We start from the raw sequence: 20165 nt of genomic DNA on the forward strand, positions 1-20165 counted from the left end.
GGCAGCCACAGTGGATCTTGTCTGGCGGAAGAGCAGCCGTAGTAGTCAGGATGGCAGCAACAGTGCCTGCGTCGAGGTCGCCTTTGCGGAACGCTCTGTAGCTGTTCGCGACTCGAAGTCACCCGATCAAGGGATGCTGATGCTCCCCGAGTCGGGCTGGACGTCCTTTCTGAGTGTGTCCAAGATGTGACCTGCGCCACTCGTCGCGCATTTTGACCGTTCGTCGACCACTCGTCGTACGTCGAAGCGGTTGATCCGCGAACGATTCACGTCCCCGCACCGCCTTCCTAGGGTCGTAGAACCCCGGTTCACTTCCCATGGAGGCAACGTGAGCACCACCGATCAGGGCCCACCGGGCCCCGACTGGGAGACCATCCAGCAGAGCGCGGAGTTCACGCAGCTCCGCCGCCGTCTCCGCGGCTTCGTCTTCCCGATGACCGTCGCGTTCCTCGCGTGGTACCTGCTCTACGTCCTGCTGTCCGACTACGCGCACGACTTCATGAGCACCAAGGTCTTCGGCAACATCAACATCGGCCTGATCTTCGGCCTGCTGCAGTTCGTCTCCACGTTCGTGATCACGAGCCTGTACGTGCGGCACGCGAACAAGCACCTCGACCCGGTCGCCGAGAAGATCCGCGAGGACGTCGAGGGAGGCGAGAAATGAACCTGGCGCAGAACGTCGAGGGCAGCAACCCCTGGCTCAACATCGGCATCTTCTCGCTGTTCGTGGCGATCACGCTCGTGATCGTGTTCCGGGCGAGCCGATCCTCCAAGACCGCCGTCGACTTCTACGCGGCCGGTCACTCGTTCACCGGCGCGCAGAACGGCGTCGCGATCTCCGGCGACTACCTGTCCGCCGCGTCGTTCCTCGGCATCGCGGGCGCCATCGCCGTGAACGGGTACGACGGCTTCCTGTACTCCATCGGCTTCCTCGTGGCGTGGCTGATCGCGTTGCTGCTGGTCGCGGAACTGCTCCGCAACACCGGCAAGTACACGATGGGTGACGTGCTGAGCTTCCGGATGCGGCAGCGTCCGGTCCGCGCGGCGGCGGCCACCTCGACGCTGGTCGTGTCGTTCTTCTACCTGCTGGCCCAGATGGCCGGTGCGGGCGGCCTGGTCGCGCTGCTGCTGAACATCGACAGCAAGGCCGGTCAGGCGCTGGTGATCGCGGTCGTCGGCATCGTGATGATCGTGTACGTGATCATCGGCGGCATGCGCGGCACCACCTGGGTGCAGATCATCAAGGCCGCGCTGCTGATCACGGGCGCGTTCCTGATGACCGTGTGGGTGCTGGGCAAGTTCGGCTTCAACCTGTCGACCCTGCTGGGCGCGGCGGTCGAGCGTGTCGGCGAAGGTGGCGCGAAACTCCTCGACCCGGGCAACCAGTACGGCACCTCCGGCACGTCGAAGCTCGACTTCGTGTCCCTGTCGCTCGCCCTGGTGCTCGGCACCGCGGGCCTGCCGCACATCCTGATGCGCTTCTACACGGTGCCGACCGCCAAGGAAGCGCGGAAGTCCGTGGTGTGGGCGATCTGGCTGATCGGCATCTTCTACCTGTTCACCCTCGTGCTCGGCTACGGCGCCGGGGCGCTGGTGGGCGCCGACGTGATCACGGCGGCACCAGGTGGCGTGAACTCGGCGGCGCCGCTGCTCGCGTACGCGCTGGGCGGCACGGTCCTGATGGGCATCATCGCGGCGGTCGCCTTCGCGACGATCCTCGCGGTGGTCGCGGGCCTGACGATCACGGCCTCCGCGTCGTTCGCACACGACATCTACGCCAACGTGATCAAGAAGGGCGCGGCGGACGACAAGGCGGCGGAGGTCCGCGTCGCCCGCATCACCGCACTGGTGATCGGCGCGGTCGCCATCGGCGGCGGCATCATCGCCAACGGCCAGAACATCGCGTTCCTGGTGGCGCTGGCGTTCGCGGTGGCGGCGTCGGCGAACCTGCCGACGATCCTGTACTCGCTGTTCTGGAAGGGCTTCAACACCCGCGGCGCGCTGTGGAGCATCTACGGCGGCCTGATCGTGTGCGTCGTCCTGATCATCTTCTCGCCGGCCGTGTCCGGCGGGGAGAAGTCGATGTTCACCGGCGTGGACTTCCACTGGTTCCCGCTGTCCAACCCGGGCATCGTCTCCATCCCGGTGGCGTTCCTGCTGGGCTGGATCGGCTCGAAGACCTCGAAGGAGAGCGACGAGGCGAAGTACGCGGAGATGGAGGTCCGCAGCCTGACCGGCGCCCACGCCGAGAAGGCCGTGGCCCACTGATCACCCCCGGATGGCCCCCGGCTTCGGCTGGGGGCCTTCCACGTGCCCGAACGAAAACCGCCGCATGAGCGGCAACCAGCCGATGTACGCGCCTCTGTGCAGCTCGACACCGACCAGCTCCGCGAGCCAGGCGAGATCCGGCTCGGTGACGAACCGGTCGTACACCGAGCTGCCGGAGTCCGCGTGCAGGGCCAGCAACACCAGCACGACCCGGTAGTCACCGTCCCTCACGAAGCGGTCGAGCTCGCGGTCGGCCAGCCGGGCCCGCACCAGCCGGTACAGGTTCATCAGCCGTTTCGCCGCGCGCGGCGTGGGCACCAACGGCGCGAGGGTCGTGAGGAACTCCAGTTCGACGTCCGAGACGTGCAGCTGACGCGGCTGGAGGTCCGGTGCTCTGGGCGGCGGTTCAGGGCTTTCGACCGGGTCCTCGAACCAGACGAGCTGCGATGCCTGGGACACGTCCGGTTCGTTCGCGGTGTCTTCCGCGGCCGCGTCCGTGCCGGACAGATCCCGGACCAGGCGGCCGAAGCCCTGCCGGTCCATGTCCGGCAGGCGAAACGGGATCTGGAAGATCTTCTCCAGGTAGTGCGCTGGCGCCACCGACCCGTCCGGCACCATCGTCGCGTAGTGGAGGCGGATGGCCTCGTGCAGCCACCGCGGGTCCACGGCGACCACCACGACGAACACCGGCAGCGCCACCAGCAGGTGAACCGCCTCCAGGACCTTGACGACGACCGCGGGCTGACACCGGTCGAGGTCGTCGACATAAAGGATGATCCGTTCGAGACCACCTTCGTCGTCGCGTTCCTTGTCGAGGATGGCGGCGAAGGTCTCCAGGTCGCGGCGCAGCAGCGAGACGATGCCGAGGTGGTTGCGGTAGTCCCCGCTCTCGTACCGGGACCTGGCGAACGCGGTCGCGTCCCGTCCGGTCGCGAGTTCGGCCACCGCCCGTTCCAGCCGGGTGGTTTCCTCGTCGAGCGCGGTGAGCCGTTCGTCGGCGGTCGCGTCCGCGCTGTCGGCGGCCCGCCGGATCCGTGCCATCGCCTCCCGAACCCGGCTCACCACCGGCGTCGCGCCGACAAGAAGGGAGACGACGCCCGCCAGTAGCGGCCACACGGGCGACCGGACCAACACCGCCAGTGCGACCGCCAGCACGACCGCGACCGCACCCATGAACAGTGCGAACCGGCTGCGCCGCAACAAGGTCCACACCCGGCGTGCCTCGACGCCGAAACCGTCGAGTTCGGTCGCGAACTGCCGCACGTCCGTGGTGGTCGCCTCCGGCACCCCCAGCTCGTGCGCCACCCATGCGAAGTCGTCGCTGGTCAGGTCGAGACGGACCGGCCGTCGCTCCTGCTGGGCGGCCACCAGCCTGCGTTCCAACCGCACCGCGCTGAGCCGCGTGAGCAGTGAGCGCTCGGTCTGCCGCAGCTCGGCGAGGTCGTCGGCGCGGCGCCGCAGGACCTCCTCCGAGCCGCCCGCGGCCAGGCTGTCGAAGATGTGGGTCGCCATGCTCGCCAGCAGGTTGGCCTCGGCGTAGTGCCACGCGTTGAACGTGATCTGGCGGACCGTCGAGCAGTACGACGACACGATGGGGCCACGCTGCCCGGTCTCGCTCTCCGCCGCCGTGGCGGCGTCCGACAGCTCCCGGACCCGCGCCCGCATCTGCCGCATGAAGAAGCTCTTCCCGCTGCCCCAGTTGCCGAACAGCCCGATCGAGAGCGGCGGCCTGATCAGCCGGGACGCGACGAGGTCGGCGAGCATCCGCACGTCGGTGGTGACGTCGAGCAGATCGGTGCCCTCGTCCGTGTCGGCGTGGTAGCCGGCCGCGTGCCTGCCCGGGCCCGGCTGGGCGACCTCGGCGAGCCCGGCGAGGTCCGCGACATGGCTGATCTCGGTGCCGAACATGCTCTGCGCCCTGGCTCTTTCACCGGGCGTGAGCCGGTTGTCGACGTCGACGACTCTCGGGTTCAGCTCACGGAGCTGGTTCCGGAGTTCGTCGAGTCGTCCGTACGCGGTCCCGACCAGCACCACCGCGTAGCGGTCAGGGGTCGACCATCGCCGCAGCGTGCGGACCACCGTGCTGACACCCGCGGGTGCACGCGCCACCAGGTCCATCCAGAGCACGGCCCGCGCCGGCGCCTCCTGCGCGTCCTCGGCGGAGATCGACGTGGCGGACACCAGCGGAAGTTCCGGGTGCTGACGGAGCAACGCCTCGTACAACGTGCGACGCGAGCCCGACGACGTCTCGTGGACGACGAGCACGAGCCCGGGCGTCCGGAGCGCCTGGTCGAGCACGCTGTCGACGTCGCGCGGAACGTACTGCGTCAGCCTGCCGCCCAAGGGGCGGGTCCCGAGCAGCGGTATCGGGTCGGTGTCCCGTACGGGAAATACCTCGGCCACGTGGCACAGCGTGCCCTACCGCGGGACGAGAGTGTTCTGCCGCGCCGCGATCAACCAGCGGCCGTCCTCCTTCGCCAGCACGTACAGCGCGCACATGGTGTGGTCCACGTCGATCGGCTCGCCGTCGGCCGTGACCGCGTACGCCTCCTTGTAGGCCAGCGCCACGTCGGGCCTGACGAACCGCACGTCCTTGACCTCGTACCTGGCGTACTGGTCGGCCAACGGTCCCGCGAGCCCCGCCTCGCTCGCCGCCATCACCTCGTCGATGCCCACCAGCCGCACGCCCATGGCGCTGACCAGCGTCGCGTCCGGCGCCACGTGCTTGTTCATCAGCGCGGCGTCGTTGGTGTTGAACCCACGTTCGACGTCCGCGACGACCCGCCTGATCTCGTCGATGTCGCTCACCTCCCCAGCCTCGGACCTCCACCAAGGACGAGGTCAAGCCGCCGTGCAACCCACGACGGGACATCCGCGTAGAAGGGTCAGACTGAGGTGGGAGGTCGATGGGGTGCGAGGGCGAGACCAGGAGTTCGCCGAGTTCTTCTCGGCGCGCTTCGACGGCGCTCGGCGGATCGCGTACGCGATGTGCGGTTCGTGGCCGGACGCGGAGGAGATCGCGCAGGCCGCGTTCGTGAAGCTGTACGCGCGCTGGTCGAAGGTCCGCACCGACACCGTCGACGCGTACCTCCGCACGATCGTGACCAGGGTCTTCCTGGACACGAAGCGCCGCGGCCGGGCACGTGAGCACGTTGTCGCGGAGCTGCCGGACGCGGCCGCGCCACCCGACGCCGGGCCCGGGGAACGGCTCGCGTTGCGTGCCGCGCTGCTGGCCGTGCCGCCGGGGCAGCGCGCGGTGCTGGTGCTGCGGTTCGTCGCCGACCTGTCGGTCGGCCAGGTCGCGGAGACGCTCGGCTGCACCCCCGGCACGGTCAAGAGCCAGACGGCGCGCGGCCTCGCCGCGCTGCGCGCCGCCTACCGGAACGGCGAGGTCAACCTGGAGATGTGGGATGCGTGAGATGTTCGACGACGACTCGGCGCGCGACGCGCTCCGGACCCTGACCGACGGCCCGGCCCCACCGGTCACGACCACCGTCGACGCGGTGCTGCGCCGCGGCAGGCGCCGCGTGTTCGCGCAGCGTGCGGGCGCGGTCGCCGGGGTGGTGGCGGTGGTCGCGGCGATCGGCGCGACCACCGTCCTGCTGCGGACGGCCGGCCAACCGAGCGGTGGCGGTGGGGTGGCGGTCGCGGCCACGACCCCGGCGACCCCGACCGGTTCGCTGCCGGGCTGGGAGACGATCCCCCTCGACGAGGCGACCTGCGAGGTGCCGCGACACGTGCCCGGCACGCCGCCGACGTCGATCCTGCCCGAGGAACGCGTACGGCCCGTGTTCGTCGACGTGGTCGAGTCCGCCCTCGGCGCGCGGCCGACGGTGTCCGAGGCGAGCTGGACGGAGCACTCGCCGAAGGCAGGCGGCCCGCGCGGCTACCTGGCGGTCGAGATCGTCATGGACAACGGCAACGGACAGCTCCAGCTGGAGGCGGGGGCCTTCCCCGGCACACCGGAGCAGATCGCGGACGCCTCGCTGAACGCGTACGGCGACTGCAGGCCACCCGCCCGGCGCGTGATGCCGGACGGCACCGTGCTGCAGCTGTTTCCGGCCGACGTCCGCCGCCCGGAACAGCCGGCGCAGCACGTGCAGATCTACCGCCCCAACGGCCTCCAGTACGTGCTCACGGCGGCGGGCTGGAGCGCGGCGGACATGGTGCCCGCCGACGGCGGCGGGCACTGGGTCGACGGCGGCCGGGGCAAGCTCCCCGTCACCGAGGAACGGCTGGCCTACACCGCGAGCCTCCTGGTGAACAAGCTCGGCTGACCCGGCTCACGCGCGTCCTACGGGCGGTCGTGGCAGCATCGTGGTGTGATGCCACAGCAGGTGCCCAGCGTGAACGTCCCCGACCTGCCGGAGTCCCTTCCGGACGGGGTGACGTTGCTCGACGTGCGCGAGCACGACGAGTGGACGGCCGGGCACGCACCGGAAGCGATCCACATCCCCATGGGTGACCTCGCGGGCCGCCTGGACGACCTGCCCGCCGACAACGAGGTGTACGTGGTGTGCCGCAGCGGCGGCCGTTCCGCCCGCGTGACCGCGTACCTGAACGCGAACGGCTGGGACGCCAAGAACGTCGACGGCGGCATGCAGTCGTGGCAGGCCGCGGGCCGTCCGATGGCCGCGGACAACGGCCAGCCGACGGTCATCTGAGCGGAGCTTGCGAAGCGAACATCGTGACTGAGGTGACACAGCCCCGCCAGCGCTGGGTAGCGACCGTGCCCCCGGGCACCGGCCGCCGCCCACGCCCGCGCAGGCGACTGCCCTACCTGGGCCCGCCCGCGTACGGCGCGACACCGCGGTGGGGCTTCCCGGCGCTCGCGTGGCGCTGGCCGACGACCATCCCGGGCGCCGCCCCGGACCAGCCGGTGACCGTCGACCGCGTCCGCGCGGTGGCGGGGCACGCCTCGGCGATGATGTGGGCGCTCGCGTGCCTCGCGGTGATCACCGCGGGCGGCGAGATCTGGCGGTACGTGCTGCTCGTGCGGAGCCGCACGGGAGCGCTGTCGTCCCGGCTGGTCGGCACGTCCGACGCGGTGGTGACGATCGGCGGCGTGCTGACGCTGGCGTTCTCGGTGCTGGCGGCGGTCGTGACGTTGTGGTGGCTGAACCTCGCCCGCCGCGCGGCCGCGGACCTCGCCGGTCAGCGGGTCGGCCGTCCCGACTGGCAGGTGCTGGTGTACCTGCTGGTCCCGGGCGTGAACCTGGCGATGGCCGGTGTCGTGGTGACCGAGCTGGAACACCAGGTGCTGCGCAGGCCCGCCACGGAACGGCCCCACCCGACGAAACACGTCATCGCCTGGTGGGCCACCTGGGCGGGGGCGGGGCTCCTGTTCGCGGTGACGGTGGTCTGGAAGTTCCGCGACAGCGCCCAGGCCCACGCGGACAGCGTCGTGCTGAGCGCGCTGACCGACCTGGCCGCGGCGGCCGTCGCCGTGTTGAGCGCGATGACGATCCGCCGCCTGTCGACGCTGCTCGCGCCCGTCGACCCCACGCACGTCCGCTACCTGCGGGTCATCCGTGTCGAGGGCGCCCCGGAACCGCCGCTGCGGGCCACGCGCCTGCTCCCGTCCCGCCGCTGACTCACCACACGGTGGCGAGCCACGCCGCGACCACCGCGAGCGCGATCATGGGCACGTTGAGGCCGGTTTCCTTGACCTCCTTGCGGGAGAGGTGCAAACCCGTCGCCAGTACCTGCAGCACAGCGAACCCGATGGCCGCCACCACCGCCAGCACGGGCGCGATGCCGGTCAGCGGCGGCAGCACCAGCCCGAGGACCTCGACGGTGCCGATGCCGCGCACCACCGGCATGGGGATCGTGTCGACCCAGCCCATCATCGGCGCCAGCCGCTCGCGGTACGAACGGGTCTGCCTGATCCGCGGCGACGGCGGTCGCGTGATCCGCGGCATCCTCGACCGGATCGCCAACAAGTGGACACTGCTGGTGATCGCGACCCTCCACGACCAGCACATGCGGTTCACCGAGCTGGCCTCGTCTCCCGCACCGCGTACGCGGAGGTGCCGCCCCGCGTCGAGTACGCGCTAACCGACATCGGCCGGACGTTGATCGACCCCGCCGTCCGGCTGGCCGAGTGGGCGGTCGAGCACAACCCCGACATCGAGCGGAGCAGGCGCGACTACGACGAGCGTTAGGCCGTCACCGGCAGGTTTCGCAGCCCCCGGATCACGAACTCCGGGCGGCGCTCCGGTTCCTCGGCCAGCCGCAGACCGGGCAGTTCGGTGGTCAACGCCTCCAGCGCGGCCGCGATCTCGACCCGTGCCAACGGGGCGCCAACGCAGTAGTGGATCCCCGCGCCGAAGCCGAGGTGCGCGTTCGGCGTACGCCCGACGTCCAGCCGGTCCGGCTCGTCGAACACCTCCGGGTCGCGCGCCGCCGCGCCGAGCAGCGCCGCGATCTTGTCGCCCGGTTCGAGTGCGTGGCCCGCGATCGTGACCGGCGCGGTCGCCGTGCGCTCGAACAGCTGCAGCGGCGCGTCGAACCGGATCAGCTCCTCGACCGCGGTCGGCAGCAGGGCGTGGTCCGCGACGAGGCGCTCCCACTCCCGGCGGTGCGTCAGCAGGGCGAGTACGCCGTTGCCGACGACGTTCACCGTCGCCTCGTGCCCGGCCATGAGCAGGAGCACGGCGGTGCCGACCAGTTCGTCGTCGGTGAGGCGGTCGGTGCCGTCGCGGACCGCGACGAGATCGCTGATCAGGTCGTCACCCGGGTTCTTCGCCCGGTCGGCGGCCAGCGCGCGCAGGTAGTCGACGAACTCGGCCGCCGCGTCCTCCGCGGCCGCCGCCAGCTCGGTGGGCAGGGCGTACTCGTACATCTTCACGATCGCGTTCGACCACGGCTGCAACCGGTGCCGGTCCGCCTGCGGCACGCCGAGCAGCTCCGCGATCACCTCGACCGGCAGCGGGGCCGCCACGTGTTCGAGCAGGTCAGCGGCACCGTCGGCCTTGATCGCCGCGGCCAGCGAGCCCACCAGCGTCGACGACAGCGACCGCACCCAGGGCCGCAACCGCTCGGTGTGCCCACGGGCGAAGGCCGTGGAGATCAGGCGCCGCAGCCGCGTGTGGCGGGGCGGTTCGTTCTCCAGCAGCGAGTTCTGGTGCAGCAGGTTGAACGCCGCGAAGTCGGACGCCGGCTCCTTGTCCCGCCACAACCGGCCCGCCGAGCGGGTGCGCAGCACCTCCGAGCACGCCGCGTGCGACACGGCGACCGCGAGCCCCATCCCGTCGTGCCGGTGCACCGGTCCGTCCGCCCGCAACGCGGCGAAGGCCGGGTACGGGTCGGCGAGAAAGTCCGGGTCACGTGGGTCGAACACCATGGCCCCACGGTAGCTGTGCGATGATCCGCGCCGTGCAGCCCGCTGTTGTCGCGCACCGGGGTGCGTCCGCGCACCGGGCCGAGCACACCGTCGCCGCCTACGCGCTCGCCATCGAACAGGGCGCGGACGGACTCGAGTGCGACGTCCGCCTGTCCCGCGACGGACACCTCGTGTGCGTCCACGACCGCCGCGTCGACCGCACGTCGTCGGGCCGCGGCGTGGTGTCCACCCTGACGCTGGAACGGCTGTCCGAACTGGACTACGGCAGCTGGCACCCCGGGCTGCCCGAGCACGCCGACGAGCTCGTGCTGGGCGCACCGGACGAGTCCGAACGCGGCGTGCTCACCCTCGAGTCCCTGCTGGAGCTGGTGAAGGCGCACCCGGGCGTCAAGTTGTTCGTCGAGACCAAGCACCCCGTCCGGTACGGCGGGCTGGTGGAGGCGAAGCTCGTCGCCATGCTGCGCCGCTACGGCCTCGCCCGCCCGAAGTCCAAAGAGGACTCGCCGGTGGTGATGATGTCGTTCTCGTCGCGGGCCGTGCGCCGCATCCGCGCGCACACCGCCACGCTGCCGACGGTGTTGTTGCTGGAGAACCTGTCGCTGGTCCGCTGGGACGGCACGCTGCCGCCGCACGCCGACTACACGGGGCCGGGCGTGCACATCCTGCGGACCGACCCGGACTACGTGGAGCGGGCACGGTCGTTCGGGTACGAGACGTACGTCTGGACCGTCGACAGTCCGGCCGACGTGGCCCTGTGCGCGAAGCTCGGCGTCCGGTACCTCGCGACGAACTCCCCGGCCAGCACCCTGCGTCTGCTCAACCGGTAGCGTCTCGCTCCATGGCCAAGCGTTCCGCCGTGAAGAGCAAGAAGACCACCGACGGCATCAACCCGAGGCAGGCCTGCCCGTGCGGGTCCGGCAAGCGGTACAAGGCGTGTCACGGCCTGACCGGTGGCCCGGTCGAGATGCCGGTCGGCCGCCCGTTCGAGGGCCTCGTGAGCGAGTGCGAGCTGATCGCGCTCCGTGAGTTCGTGCCGTCGGCGACGTCCCCGCTCGCGCTGTCGGTCGACACCGACCGCACGGTGACCCTCGCGACGGTCCTGCCGATGGCCGCGGCCGCGCTGGTCCGCGCCGACGGCAGCGTGTTCGTCGGCCTACAGGTGCAGACCAGGTCCAGCGACGTCAGCCGGGACCTGGCGCGTGCGCTGCGCTGGGCGCTGGACGCGAAGCCGGGCGACGTGCTGCCGGTCGTGGGTCCGGAGACCGAGGAGGGCGAGCGCGAGCGCCTCCAGGACATGCTGGACGTGAAGACCGAGCTGGACCCGACCCTGCACAGCGACTTCTCGTGGTGGCTCCCGGAGGGCGAGGAGCCCGCGGGGGAGGTGGCGCTGTCGCTGGAACGCGCGAACCAGGCCATCATGCCGACGGACCGCATCGGCCCGGCCGCGTACTGGGTCGACGCCGGTGACCGCGCCCACCTGCGCTGGGTCCGCCCGGAACCGGAGGAGCAGCTGCTGTTCGCGCTGGCGAGGCTGCACGCGCGCGGTGAGCTGGGCCTTGGCGAGGGGTCGCGGTACGCGGGTTCGTTCCGCGCGCACGGCCTGCTGGTGCCCGTGTGGGACCTCGACCGTGAGCTGCACGCCCGCGAGTGGACCACGCCGGCCGAGGAGTTGGGCGCCCGCCTGGACGAGGCGCTGGCATCGCTGGAGAAGGCCCCGCTGACCAGCGAGGAACGCCGCGCCCGCGACGGCCTGATCGGCCGCCAGGTCACCATCCGCTGACCGGGATGCCGGAGTCGCTGGGGAGCGCCTCGTTCCCGTCGGGTGATCTGCTGTTGATCGACTTCGGGTTGCTGCGCGCGTGGTGTGGCGAGCCCGCCGAGGGCATGGACTTCGAGATCACCGGCCCGGACGCGGCCGAGGTCTCCGCACGGCTCGATCTGGCCATGGTCAAGGGCCGGTACGCGTTCGACTTCCCGGATGGGGACCCCCTGGCGAAACGGGTCGCCGAGTTCGGTCTCGACGCGTCCCTGGCGCCGATACCGAGGACGCCGCACCACACGAGGGTCCAGCGCCTGCTCGACGACACGCCCGGCGGCGTCGAGGTGCCGTTCTCGGCGGGCTGGGCCGTCGCCGTGCGCGGTGTGCCCGCGGACCGGGAACTGCCGGTGTACGGCGAGCGGATGGACCCGGATGGACCGGACGCGGGCAAGTGGCGTTCGGTGTGGGTCGAATGCGCGGAAGGCGAACCGGTCCGGTCCGTCGAGTGCGGGTACGTCCTCGTGGAGGAGGCGCGGCTGATGTTCGCCGACTCGACCGCGCTCAACGGCTGGCGCAACGACCAGCCGTACGACGGCCTGTTCGACCTCGTGTTCTGGGGCCGCGACGCCCCCGAGGTCGCCGGACGGCTGTCCGCGCCCGCCACGGATCAGCAGGACGTGTTCGGGTGGACCGACATCACCGAGGACGAGCTGTTCGAGCACTACTCGCGGCTCAGGTCTGAGGACGAGGCTACGTTCCGCACCGACGTCCGCCCGCACGACGACCACTACCGGATGCTGCGGCAGATGCAGCGCACGCCGACGGAGTCGGGTGTCGTCGAGGTCGACGGCGGGCTGATGACCGGCTGGTTCACGAGCTGGGGCGACGGCGCTTTCCCCGTGTACCGCGATCTCGCCGGGGACGGCACGCTGCTGCGCGTGCGGGTCGAGCTGGGCGCCGACGAGATCGTCCGGTGGCAACGCCGGTTCGAGCGGCTGTGGTTCGGCGACCTCGCGCAGCTCGCGATCGTGTCGAACCGTGTCGCCCACGACGGCGAGCCCACCTGCTGGCTCTACCGCGAAGACCCGGACAACGAGCGGGACAGCGGATGGCGCGTGTTCGCCGGCGACGAGCCGGAGGAGTACGTCGCCGACTCCGCCAACTGCTCGCTGATGCCGCTCCGCGAGCTGGTCAGGGCCGATCCGAGCGTGGAAGCGGTGCTCACCGAGCCGGCCCCCGCCGCCTTCGAACGGGCCACGCGAAACGACGAGTTCGCGCCCGTGCGCGGGTGAGTTGTCCACAGCCCACCCGGTTGTCCACAACCAAGATCCACAACCCGCCCACTGTCGGTACCCCCCGGTAGACTGGCGTCAGGGGTGCCCCCCGGGAACGGGTGGGGGCTGCTTACGCGACTGTCCTGGGGGCGTCCAGCTGTCCGCGATGTCGCACAGTTCCGCCAGGGCCGCTGCCACGCGGGTCGTCTCGCCCGTTGTCAGGTGGTCTGCCTGCAGGCCCGCGTACGCGTTGTTCAGCAGCGTCGCCTTCACGCGCGCGTTCTCCGGTGACAGTCCGCGCGACTCCAACGCCTGAGCCACGAACGCCACCCGTCCGCTCACGAACGCGGGCACGTGCGCCGCCAACCGGCCCGCCGCCGCCAACCCCTCGATCTCGTGGATCAACCGCGTCCTCGGCAACTCCGCGGGCGACAGGTGCCGCCGCCACGCGTCGCGCACGATCGACCCGATCCCGACCGCCGGATCCGCCCATCCGGGCGTCGCCCGCAGTGCCTCGTGCTGCTGCTCGTCCAACCGTGCAAGCACCGCCGCGAGCAACGCCTCCTTGTCCGCGAAGTGGTGCGTCAGCACCCGCGTCGACCGCCCGAGCGCCGCGGCCAGCGTACGCAGCGAAAACGTCGCCAACCCCGTCTCGGACAGCTCCACGATGATGGCGTCGATCAGTTCGACGCGCCGTGCCGGGTCCGCGGTCCGAGCCATGCCCCCAACCCTATAAAGGTAACGACTGTTACGTTAATGAGGTGTACCTCGTCGCCCTTACCCTCGCCGCCTTCGCCGTCCAGACCGACGACTTCGTGATCATCGGGGTCCTGCCCGCCATCGCCGACGACCTCGGTGTCTCCGCGGGCGCGGCCGGTCAGCTCGTCACCGTCTTCACGCTCGTCTACGCGCTCGCCGCGCCCCTGTCCGCGGCGCTCCTCGGCCGCGTCGACCGGCGCACGCTCCTCGTCGGTGCGCTGCTCGTCTTCTGCGCGGCCAACTTCGTGGTCCCGCTTGTCGACTCGTACCCGCTGCTCATGGCCCTGCGCGTGATCGCGGCCCTCGCTGCGGCGACCGTCCTGCCCGCGGTCCTCGCGCTCGCCACGCACCTCGCTCCCGAAGGCGCGACCGGACGCCACCTCGCCACCGTCATGGCGGGCATGACCGGCGCGATCGTCCTCGGTGTCCCGGCGGGCACCTGGACCGGCGCCGCGTTCGGCTGGCGTGCGACGTTCGTGCTCGGCGGCGCACTGGGCGCGCTCGCCCTGCTCGCGCTCCTGGTGTGGTTGCCACGCACGACGCTCGACCGGCCGTCGTCACCGCGTGGCCTGCTGACCGGGCCCGTGCTCCGGGTGCTCGCCGTGACCGTCGTCGCGGTCGCGGGCAACCTCGCCTTCCAGACCTACCTCGCCACGTTCCTCGCCGGACTCGCCGGCGTCACCCCGGCCGTCCTCGGTGTCCTGTTGGTGGTCGCCGGGCTGGGGGGCATCGCGGGCGCGCGGCTCGCGGGCACGGTGATCGACGCATGGGGACCACGGCGTGCTTTCGCTGCCGCCGCAACGGCTTTCGCGGCGGTGATGGTGATCTTCGCGGCCTGCTGGGGCCTGCGCCCGGCGCCGCTGTGGTTGACCGTCGTGTTGCTCGTCGGGTGGTCCGCGGCCGCGTGGGCGGTGCCGCCCGCCATCCAGGCGCTCATGCTCGCGCGCGCGGGCCACGAGCACGCGACCGCGGCGATGGCCGTCGTCAGCAGCACGGTGTACGTGGGCGCGGCCGCGGGTGGCGCGGCGGGCGGGCTGCTGGTCGGCGTGTCCCCGGGCGCGGTGCCCGTGTTCGCCGCAGCGTGCGCGCTCGCCGCGCTCGCACTGCGTTCCTAGAGCGCGCCGCCCGCCGCGTTCGGGGCGAGCGGGTCCGCGCCCGCGTCGCCGACGGACTCGCGTGCCAGGAAGTTCTCCACGTCGAACAGGTTGCCGCTCGCCCGGCGGACCACGTTGAGCAAGGAGGTCATCTGGGCCACCTCCTCGACCTGCTCCTTGAGGAACCACTGCATGAACTGCTCGCCCTTGTAGTCGTCCTCGTCACGGGCCGCCTTCGCGAGCGCGATGATGTCCTCGGTGACCTGCTTCTCCTGCTTGAGCGCCAGCGCGACGAGATCGGCGGCGTCGGAGAATTCGTTGCGGACCGCCTCCACACCGGGAATATCGGGCTGGAGATCGTTGTCGAGCAGATATTGCACGATCATCATCGCGTGGTTGCGCTCCTCCAGCGACTGCCGGTAGAAGTGCCTGGCCAGCTGGGGCAGGTCCTGGCCGTCGAACCACACCGCAAGCGCCACGTACTGCTGGGACGCGGTGAACTCGTTGCGGATCTGCTCTTGCAGCATGGTGTTGAACTTCGACATGATTTCGACGATACGCGAATGGTAATTCGGTTGCAATTTAGGCAAGGCTATGGAAATACAATTCAGGTAAGGCATTCCTAAACTGGATTGCACCCGGGCTGCCGACCCCCGACGATGGTGCGGTGACTTCCTTCCCCGCCGACGTACCCACGCTCACCGACGGTGAGATCACGCTCCGCGCACACGCGTCGTCCGATGTGGACGAGGTGGTCGTGCAGTGCACCGACCCCGACTCGGTCAGGTGGACGACGGTGCCGGTGCCGTACAGCCGCGAGGACGCGGCCGGGTTCGTCGGCGAGATCGTGCCGTCGGGCTGGGTGACCGGGAAGGACCTGTGCTTCGCCATCGAGGCGCCGCACTCCGACGGCGTCCGCCGGTTCTCGGGCTCGATCTCGCTGCGGCCGATGGGGCCGGGCGTCGCGGAGTTGGCTTTCGGCCTGCACCCGGCGGTGCGCGGGCACGGCGTGTGCAGCCGCGCGGTGAAGATGATCCTGGACTGGGGTTTCGAGCACCAGGGCGTCGAGCTGGTCGTGTGGTACGCGCACGTGGGCAACTGGGGATCGTGGCGCGTGGCGTGGGCGAACGGGTTCTCGTACGACGGCAAGGTCGCGCAGTTCCTGAGCCAGCGCGGCGAACGCCACGACGCGTGGTGCGGTTCGCTGCGCAAGAGCGACACCCGCGAGCCGAAACACCAGTGGCACGTCCCGCCGACCCTGGAGTCCGACCGCCTGCGCCTGCGCCCGCACAACGACACGGACGGCGTCCGCTTCATCGAGACGATGACCGACGAACGCAGCCGCCACTTCGGCGGCCGCTACGGGTGGGCGAACGAGAAGCTGCCGCCGGCGGACAGGGTGCTGCTGCGTGCACTCGAGCACGACGCGCGAGGCGAACGCTACGACTGGACCATCGCCGACCGCGGGACCGACGAGCTCATCGGCGAGATCCAGCTGTTCAACCTCGGCGGCCTGGACAAGACGGCCGCGGAGATCGGCTACTCCGTCCACCCGGACGCGCGCGGCAAGGGCGTGCTGACCGAGGCGCTGGGCATGCTGGTCGACTGCGCCTTCGCGCCGAAGGAGAAGGGCGGCCTCGGTCTGCGCCGCCTGAGCCTGGCGACCGCGGGGAGCAACAAGGCCTCCCGCTACGCGGCGGAGAAGGCGGGCTTCGCCCACGTGGCGACCCTCCCGGACTCCTTCCCGACCGGCACGTCCGGCTTCGAGGACGAGACCGTCTACGCGCAGGTCAACCCCCACTGGACGGAGTAGTCCACAGCCCACCGGATTGTCCACAACCAAGATCGACAACCCACCCCCTGTCGGCAGGCCCCGGTAGACTGGCAAGCGGGGAGCCCCCGGGAGTGGTGGGGCCGCCCGTACGTACTGGGGGCGGGCGTTTTCGCAGGTCAGCGGTGGTTACCGGGTCAGTGCCGCTACCAGCGCGTTGACCACGCCGCGCCAGTGGGTGCGCTGTTGCTCGCGTTCCTCCGCGTCGGCCAGCCGTTCCTGGTGCACGCCCAGCCTCGCCCTGCCCGTGCCCGCGGGGGACACCGTCAGTTGCAACGTCGTGTCGTGCCGCCAGCTCGCCGGTTGCCACGTGAGCCGCACCCGGTCCAGCTCGCGGAAGCCGCGCGTCTCGCCGCGCACCCCGGCCGCCGTCTCGTAGCCCGCGCCCAGTTCCGACAGCACGGTGACGCCGTCGCCCAGCCAGATCGCGATGCCCTCCGGCGACGTGATGAAGCTCCACACGTCCTCGACCGACCGGTCGATCGTCTTCGACACCCCGATCTGCCAGCCGGCGTCACGGGTCTTCCCGACCGGGCTCATGCGGCCACCGCCGCGACCGCGCTGACCTCGACCAACGCACCCGGTACGGCCAGCCCGGCCACCCGCGCGACCACCACCGTCGGGCGCGCACCGGCCAGCTCGGCGGCCGCGACCGGGTAGGCCGCGCCGACGTCGACGCCGTCGACCAGCAGGATCGTCATCATCACCAGATCCTGAACGCTCGCGCCCGCCGCGGCCAGCGCGACGTGCAAGTTCGTCATCACCTGCCGGGTCTGCGCGGCGATGTCGTCACCGACCACCGTGCCGGTGCCGTCGACGCCGTTCTGCCCGCCGACGTAGATCGTCGTCGCCCCCGGCGGCACCACCGCGACGTGGCTGAACGCGGGCGACTGGACAAGTCCCTCAGGACTGAGAAGCGATGTCATGCGTCCATCGTGCCGCGCTACCCGGACGGATACTGTCCGGGTTTTCCGGGATCATCGACCACGTGCGCACCACGAACCGCCGCCTCGAAGCACTCTCGCTGCTCCAGGCACACCCGGGCATCTCGGCCACCCAACTCGCGGCCCGCCTCGGCGTCACCGAACGCACGGCCCGCCGCGACATCGCCGAACTGCGCGAGGTCGGCTACCGCATCGACGGCGAGGCCGGCCGTACCGGCGGCTACCGGCTGGCGTCCGGCACCGCGATGCCGCCGCTGCTCCTCGACGCCGACGAGGTGGCCGCCGTCGCGCTGGGGCTGCGCACCGCGGTCACCGTCGACGGCCTCGAAACCGCCGCGATCACCGCCCTGGCGAAGCTCGCGCAGGTGGTGCCGTCGCGCTGGCGGACCCGGCTGAGCGCGCTCGCGCAGGTGGAGACGCTGCCGCTGCACAGCACGAACCGCGACGTGCTGATCCCCGCCGCGCTCGCGTGCCGCGCAGGCGAGGCCATCCGCATCCGCAGGCGCGAAAGCGCGGTCGACGTGCAGCCACACCGTCTGGTCACGGTGCGCCGCCGCTGGTACCTGGTCGCCTGCCCGCGCGACTCGACGCGGTGGCGGGTCTACGCGCTCGAGCGGATCAAGCACGTGCAGCCGCTGGGCACCCGCTTCCCGGCGCCGGAACCACCCACCGACGCGGCGATGTTCGTCGCCGACTCACTGGCACACGGTCCGTGGCGGCACCAGGTCCGCATCCGGGTCCACACGTCGGCAGACCTGGTCCGCGACCTGGTCGACCCGACGGTCGCGACGGTGATCGACCACGACGACGACTGCGAACTCCACTTCGGCACCGACGACCTCGACTGGGCCGCCCGCTGGCTGACGTACCTGAACCTCGACCTCGACGTCCTCGAACCGGCAGAACTCAACGACCACCTGCGCGGGCTGGGCCGCTGGCTGACGGACCGCTACTGAGTTGTCCACAGCCCACCCGGTTATCCACAACCAAGATCGACAACCGCCCCGCTGTCGGTGGGTACCGGTACGCTGGCAAGGCGGGTGGCCCCCGGGATGGGTGGGGGTTCGGTTACGTACTGGGGTGGCGCGTTTTCGCAGGTCAGCGGCGGTGTGAGGGTTACAGCTGCGCTCGCACGATCGGGCACGACATGCAGCGCGGCCCGCCCCGCCCGGTGCCCAGCTCGGAACCGCGGATCCGCAGCACCTCTATCCCCGCCTCCTCGAGCCGCGCGTTCGTCTCCACGTTCCGCTCGTACGCGACCACCACACCCGGCGCCACCGCCAGCGTGTTGTTCCCGTCGTCCCACTGCTCGCGTTCCGCCGTCACCGGGTCGAGCCCCGTGTCGATCACGCGCAGCCGGTCGATGCCCATCGCCGACGCGGCCGCCTCCAGGAACGGGACCGGACCGTCGACCCGCACACCTTTGGCGTCGTCGGGCTGCAGCGGGTACGCGACCAGCGTGTCCCGCACCGCCGGGTACATCACCACGGCGTCCCGGTCGACCATCGTGCACACCGTGTCCAGGTGCATCGTCGCCCGGTCCTGCGCGATCGGCACCGCCAGCACCGTGTGCGCGAGCCCGTCCGCGAACACCGACCGCGCCAGCGACTCCGCACCCGCGGGCGACGTCCGGTCGCCGACGCCGATCGCCAGCACACCGGGCGCGAGCAACAGCACGTCGCCGCCCTCGACCGGGGCCGAGTGCGCGCCGTACGCACGGCCCGCGGACCGGAACCGCGGGTGGTACGCGTAGATCAGGTCCAGCAGCGCCGTCTCCCGGTTCCTGGCGGGCAACGCCAGCGACGCGATCGCCACCCGGTTGCCGATCCACACCGACGAGTCCCTGGTGAAGAGCAGGTTCGGCAGCGGGTCGACGACGAAGTCGTGTGGATGGTGCATCTTCCGCACCAGCGACGCGCCCTCCGCGGCGGGCAGCTCCTCGAACGTCATGCCCGCCATGAGCACGTCCGCCAGCGCGGCGGCAGACATGGACGACAGGTGCGAGCTGAGCGCGTCCGCCAGCTCGTGTCCCACGCGCCGCCGGTCCACCGCGGTGTCGGCGGCCGCGGCGTGGGCGCGTTCGTCGCCCAGCGCGTCCACCAGCGCGTCGACGAGCAGCAGCACCTCGACGTCGCGGGACTTGAGGGTCTCCGCGAACGCGTCGTGTTCCTCCTGCGCGCGGTCGACCCACGGGATGCTGTCGAACAGCAGCTGGTCGTTGTTGCGCGGCGTGAGGCGCTTCAGCTCGTCGCCAGGCCGGTGCAGCAGCACCGTGCGCAGCGGCCCGACCTCGCTCTCCACTCGGGGCTGCTCGTGAACTTCGAGATCAGGTGCGGTCACGACGGCGAGCGTAATAACTCGGTAAGTAGGTTGTCGCGGCCACCTCCGCCACGATGAGTCACATGCGACGACTGCTGATCTGGGTGGGTGTGCCCGTTGCGCTGATCGGGCTCGGTGTCGGCCTCGCCCTGTTCGAACCGTGGCGCGCGTTCACGAGCAGCCACCTCGACGAACCCGCGCCCGTGGCAGTGGCGAAGAGCACCGCGCCGGAGGTGCTCGCCGAGGGCGCGTTCGTCAGCCAGGAACACGACACCAGCGGCACCGCCCGCGTCCTGGAGCTGCCCGACGGCTCGCGCGTCCTGCGTCTGGAGGGCTTCTCGACCTCCGACGGCCCGGATGTGCACGTCTGGCTCTCCGCCGCGACCGCGGGCGGTGACTGGCACTCCTACGACGACGGCCGGTACGTCGCGCTCGGCGAGATCAAGGCCACCGACGGCAACCACAACTACGCGATCCCCGCCGGCGCCGACCTCACCGGTCTGCGCAGCGCGGTCATCTGGTGCGACCGCTTCAACGTCGCGTTCGGCTCGGCGGCACTCGCACTCTAGTTC

General features: G+C 71.0%; 24 protein-coding genes. 15 read left to right on the forward strand and 9 right to left on the reverse strand.

Annotated elements, in window-relative coordinates:
- Positions 1 to 10: 10 nt before the first annotated feature.
- The 3 genes from ACIBVP_RS14100 to ACIBVP_RS14110 all read left to right on the forward strand — a co-directional run bounded on the left by ACIBVP_RS14100 (position 11) and on the right by ACIBVP_RS14110 (position 2268).
- Complete coding sequence (locus tag ACIBVP_RS14100) at positions 11 to 190, forward strand: DUF397 domain-containing protein (RefSeq protein WP_396106513.1); 180 nt, start codon at positions 11 to 13, stop codon at positions 188 to 190.
- 138 nt (positions 191 to 328) lie between these two features.
- Positions 329 to 664, forward strand: coding sequence for a DUF485 domain-containing protein (locus tag ACIBVP_RS14105; RefSeq protein ID WP_396106514.1), 336 nt, complete (start codon positions 329 to 331; stop codon positions 662 to 664).
- Positions 661 to 2268, forward strand: coding sequence for a cation acetate symporter (locus ACIBVP_RS14110; RefSeq protein ID WP_396106515.1), 1608 nt, complete (start codon positions 661 to 663; stop codon positions 2266 to 2268). The genes ACIBVP_RS14105 and ACIBVP_RS14110 overlap by 4 nt, the downstream gene beginning before the upstream one ends.
- On the opposite strand, the gene ACIBVP_RS14115 is transcribed toward ACIBVP_RS14110, so the two are convergent.
- Together ACIBVP_RS14115 and ACIBVP_RS14120 are read right to left on the reverse strand one after the other, a co-directional pair.
- Complete coding sequence (locus ACIBVP_RS14115) at positions 2269 to 4671, reverse strand: P-loop NTPase fold protein (RefSeq protein WP_396106516.1); 2403 nt, start codon at positions 4669 to 4671, stop codon at positions 2269 to 2271. It lies immediately after the preceding gene.
- A gap of 15 nt (positions 4672 to 4686) precedes the next feature.
- Positions 4687 to 5076: an SgcJ/EcaC family oxidoreductase gene (locus ACIBVP_RS14120; protein ID WP_396106517.1), complete on the reverse strand. Its 390-nt coding sequence runs from the start codon at positions 5074 to 5076 to the stop codon at positions 4687 to 4689.
- 103 nt (positions 5077 to 5179) lie between these two features.
- Here ACIBVP_RS14120 and ACIBVP_RS14125 point away from each other — a divergent pair, with 103 nt between their 5' ends.
- Genes ACIBVP_RS14125 through ACIBVP_RS14140 form a run of 4 tightly spaced genes read left to right on the forward strand, consistent with a single transcriptional unit; the run spans position 5180 to position 7861 of the window.
- Positions 5180 to 5686: a SigE family RNA polymerase sigma factor gene (locus tag ACIBVP_RS14125; RefSeq protein ID WP_396106518.1), complete on the forward strand. Its 507-nt coding sequence runs from the start codon at positions 5180 to 5182 to the stop codon at positions 5684 to 5686.
- Positions 5679 to 6545 (forward strand): hypothetical protein, encoded by an 867-nt coding sequence (locus tag ACIBVP_RS14130; protein ID WP_396106519.1) that lies wholly within the window; start codon positions 5679 to 5681, stop codon positions 6543 to 6545. Before ACIBVP_RS14125 ends, ACIBVP_RS14130 begins: the two co-directional genes overlap by 8 nt.
- Positions 6546 to 6593: 48 nt before the next feature.
- The gene (locus tag ACIBVP_RS14135; protein ID WP_396106520.1) at positions 6594 to 6932 is read left to right on the forward strand and encodes a rhodanese-like domain-containing protein; all 339 of its coding nucleotides are present in this window, start codon (positions 6594 to 6596) and stop codon (positions 6930 to 6932) included.
- A 32-nt stretch (positions 6933 to 6964) separates the two neighbouring features.
- Complete coding sequence (locus ACIBVP_RS14140; protein WP_396106521.1) at positions 6965 to 7861, forward strand: DUF4328 domain-containing protein; 897 nt, start codon at positions 6965 to 6967, stop codon at positions 7859 to 7861.
- Position 7862: 1 nt separating this feature from the next.
- On the opposite strand, the gene ACIBVP_RS14145 is transcribed toward ACIBVP_RS14140, so the two are convergent.
- Entirely contained in the window at positions 7863 to 8207 is a 345-nt protein-coding gene (locus tag ACIBVP_RS14145) for a DoxX family protein (RefSeq protein WP_396106522.1), read from the reverse strand.
- Positions 8208 to 8297: 90 nt separating this feature from the next.
- Between ACIBVP_RS14145 and ACIBVP_RS14150 the strand changes: the two genes are divergently transcribed.
- Complete coding sequence (locus tag ACIBVP_RS14150) at positions 8298 to 8432, forward strand: winged helix-turn-helix transcriptional regulator (RefSeq protein WP_396106523.1); 135 nt, start codon at positions 8298 to 8300, stop codon at positions 8430 to 8432.
- Here the strand turns inward: ACIBVP_RS14150 and ACIBVP_RS14155 are convergent.
- Entirely contained in the window at positions 8429 to 9610 is a 1182-nt protein-coding gene (locus ACIBVP_RS14155; protein WP_396106923.1) for a cytochrome P450, read from the reverse strand. The genes ACIBVP_RS14150 and ACIBVP_RS14155 overlap by 4 nt on opposite strands.
- A gap of 35 nt (positions 9611 to 9645) precedes the next feature.
- On the opposite strand from ACIBVP_RS14155, the gene ACIBVP_RS14160 reads away from it, so the two are divergent.
- From ACIBVP_RS14160 to ACIBVP_RS14170, 3 genes are read left to right on the forward strand one after another with little or no spacing between them, the layout of a single operon-like run.
- Positions 9646 to 10440, forward strand: coding sequence for a glycerophosphodiester phosphodiesterase (locus ACIBVP_RS14160; protein WP_396106524.1), 795 nt, complete (start codon positions 9646 to 9648; stop codon positions 10438 to 10440).
- A gap of 11 nt (positions 10441 to 10451) precedes the next feature.
- On the forward strand, positions 10452 to 11393 hold the full coding sequence (locus ACIBVP_RS14165) for a DUF5926 family protein (protein WP_396106525.1): 942 nt from the start codon (positions 10452 to 10454) through the stop codon (positions 11391 to 11393).
- 5 nt (positions 11394 to 11398) lie between these two features.
- Positions 11399 to 12664: a DUF2185 domain-containing protein gene (locus ACIBVP_RS14170; protein WP_396106526.1), complete on the forward strand. Its 1266-nt coding sequence runs from the start codon at positions 11399 to 11401 to the stop codon at positions 12662 to 12664.
- A 78-nt stretch (positions 12665 to 12742) separates the two neighbouring features.
- Here ACIBVP_RS14170 and ACIBVP_RS14175 read toward each other — a convergent pair whose 3' ends face one another.
- A complete protein-coding gene (locus ACIBVP_RS14175) occupies positions 12743 to 13366 on the reverse strand; it encodes a TetR/AcrR family transcriptional regulator (RefSeq protein ID WP_396106527.1) in 624 nt (207 codons plus the stop codon).
- Between the two features lie 41 nt (positions 13367 to 13407).
- Here ACIBVP_RS14175 and ACIBVP_RS14180 point away from each other — a divergent pair, with 41 nt between their 5' ends.
- On the forward strand, positions 13408 to 14520 hold the full coding sequence (locus tag ACIBVP_RS14180; RefSeq protein ID WP_396106528.1) for an MFS transporter: 1113 nt from the start codon (positions 13408 to 13410) through the stop codon (positions 14518 to 14520).
- Here the strand turns inward: ACIBVP_RS14180 and ACIBVP_RS14185 are convergent.
- A complete protein-coding gene (locus tag ACIBVP_RS14185; protein ID WP_396106529.1) occupies positions 14517 to 15044 on the reverse strand; it encodes a ferritin in 528 nt (175 codons plus the stop codon). The two genes, ACIBVP_RS14180 and ACIBVP_RS14185, sit on opposite strands and share 4 nt — an antisense overlap.
- 122 nt (positions 15045 to 15166) lie before the next feature.
- On the opposite strand from ACIBVP_RS14185, the gene ACIBVP_RS14190 reads away from it, so the two are divergent.
- A complete protein-coding gene (locus tag ACIBVP_RS14190; RefSeq protein WP_396106530.1) occupies positions 15167 to 16312 on the forward strand; it encodes a GNAT family N-acetyltransferase in 1146 nt (381 codons plus the stop codon).
- A gap of 147 nt (positions 16313 to 16459) precedes the next feature.
- On the opposite strand, the gene ACIBVP_RS14195 is transcribed toward ACIBVP_RS14190, so the two are convergent.
- Both ACIBVP_RS14195 and ACIBVP_RS14200 read right to left on the reverse strand, forming a co-directional pair.
- On the reverse strand, positions 16460 to 16870 hold the full coding sequence (locus ACIBVP_RS14195) for an SRPBCC domain-containing protein (RefSeq protein WP_396106531.1): 411 nt from the start codon (positions 16868 to 16870) through the stop codon (positions 16460 to 16462).
- On the reverse strand, positions 16867 to 17256 hold the full coding sequence (locus tag ACIBVP_RS14200) for a RidA family protein (RefSeq protein ID WP_396106532.1): 390 nt from the start codon (positions 17254 to 17256) through the stop codon (positions 16867 to 16869). The genes ACIBVP_RS14195 and ACIBVP_RS14200 overlap by 4 nt, the downstream gene beginning before the upstream one ends.
- 62 nt (positions 17257 to 17318) lie before the next feature.
- Here ACIBVP_RS14200 and ACIBVP_RS14205 point away from each other — a divergent pair, with 62 nt between their 5' ends.
- Positions 17319 to 18230, forward strand: coding sequence for a helix-turn-helix transcriptional regulator (locus ACIBVP_RS14205; protein ID WP_396106533.1), 912 nt, complete (start codon positions 17319 to 17321; stop codon positions 18228 to 18230).
- Positions 18231 to 18390: 160 nt separating this feature from the next.
- Here the strand turns inward: ACIBVP_RS14205 and ACIBVP_RS14210 are convergent, their stop codons facing one another.
- Entirely contained in the window at positions 18391 to 19614 is a 1224-nt protein-coding gene (locus tag ACIBVP_RS14210; protein ID WP_396106534.1) for an arginine deiminase, read from the reverse strand.
- A gap of 62 nt (positions 19615 to 19676) precedes the next feature.
- Between ACIBVP_RS14210 and ACIBVP_RS14215 the strand changes: the two genes are divergently transcribed.
- On the forward strand, positions 19677 to 20162 hold the full coding sequence (locus ACIBVP_RS14215; protein WP_396106535.1) for a DM13 domain-containing protein: 486 nt from the start codon (positions 19677 to 19679) through the stop codon (positions 20160 to 20162).
- Positions 20163 to 20165 lie beyond the last annotated feature (3 nt).

This window comes from Actinophytocola sp. NPDC049390 (genome assembly GCF_044466355.1).
Taxonomy (GTDB): Bacteria; Actinomycetota; Actinomycetes; order Mycobacteriales; family Pseudonocardiaceae; genus Actinophytocola.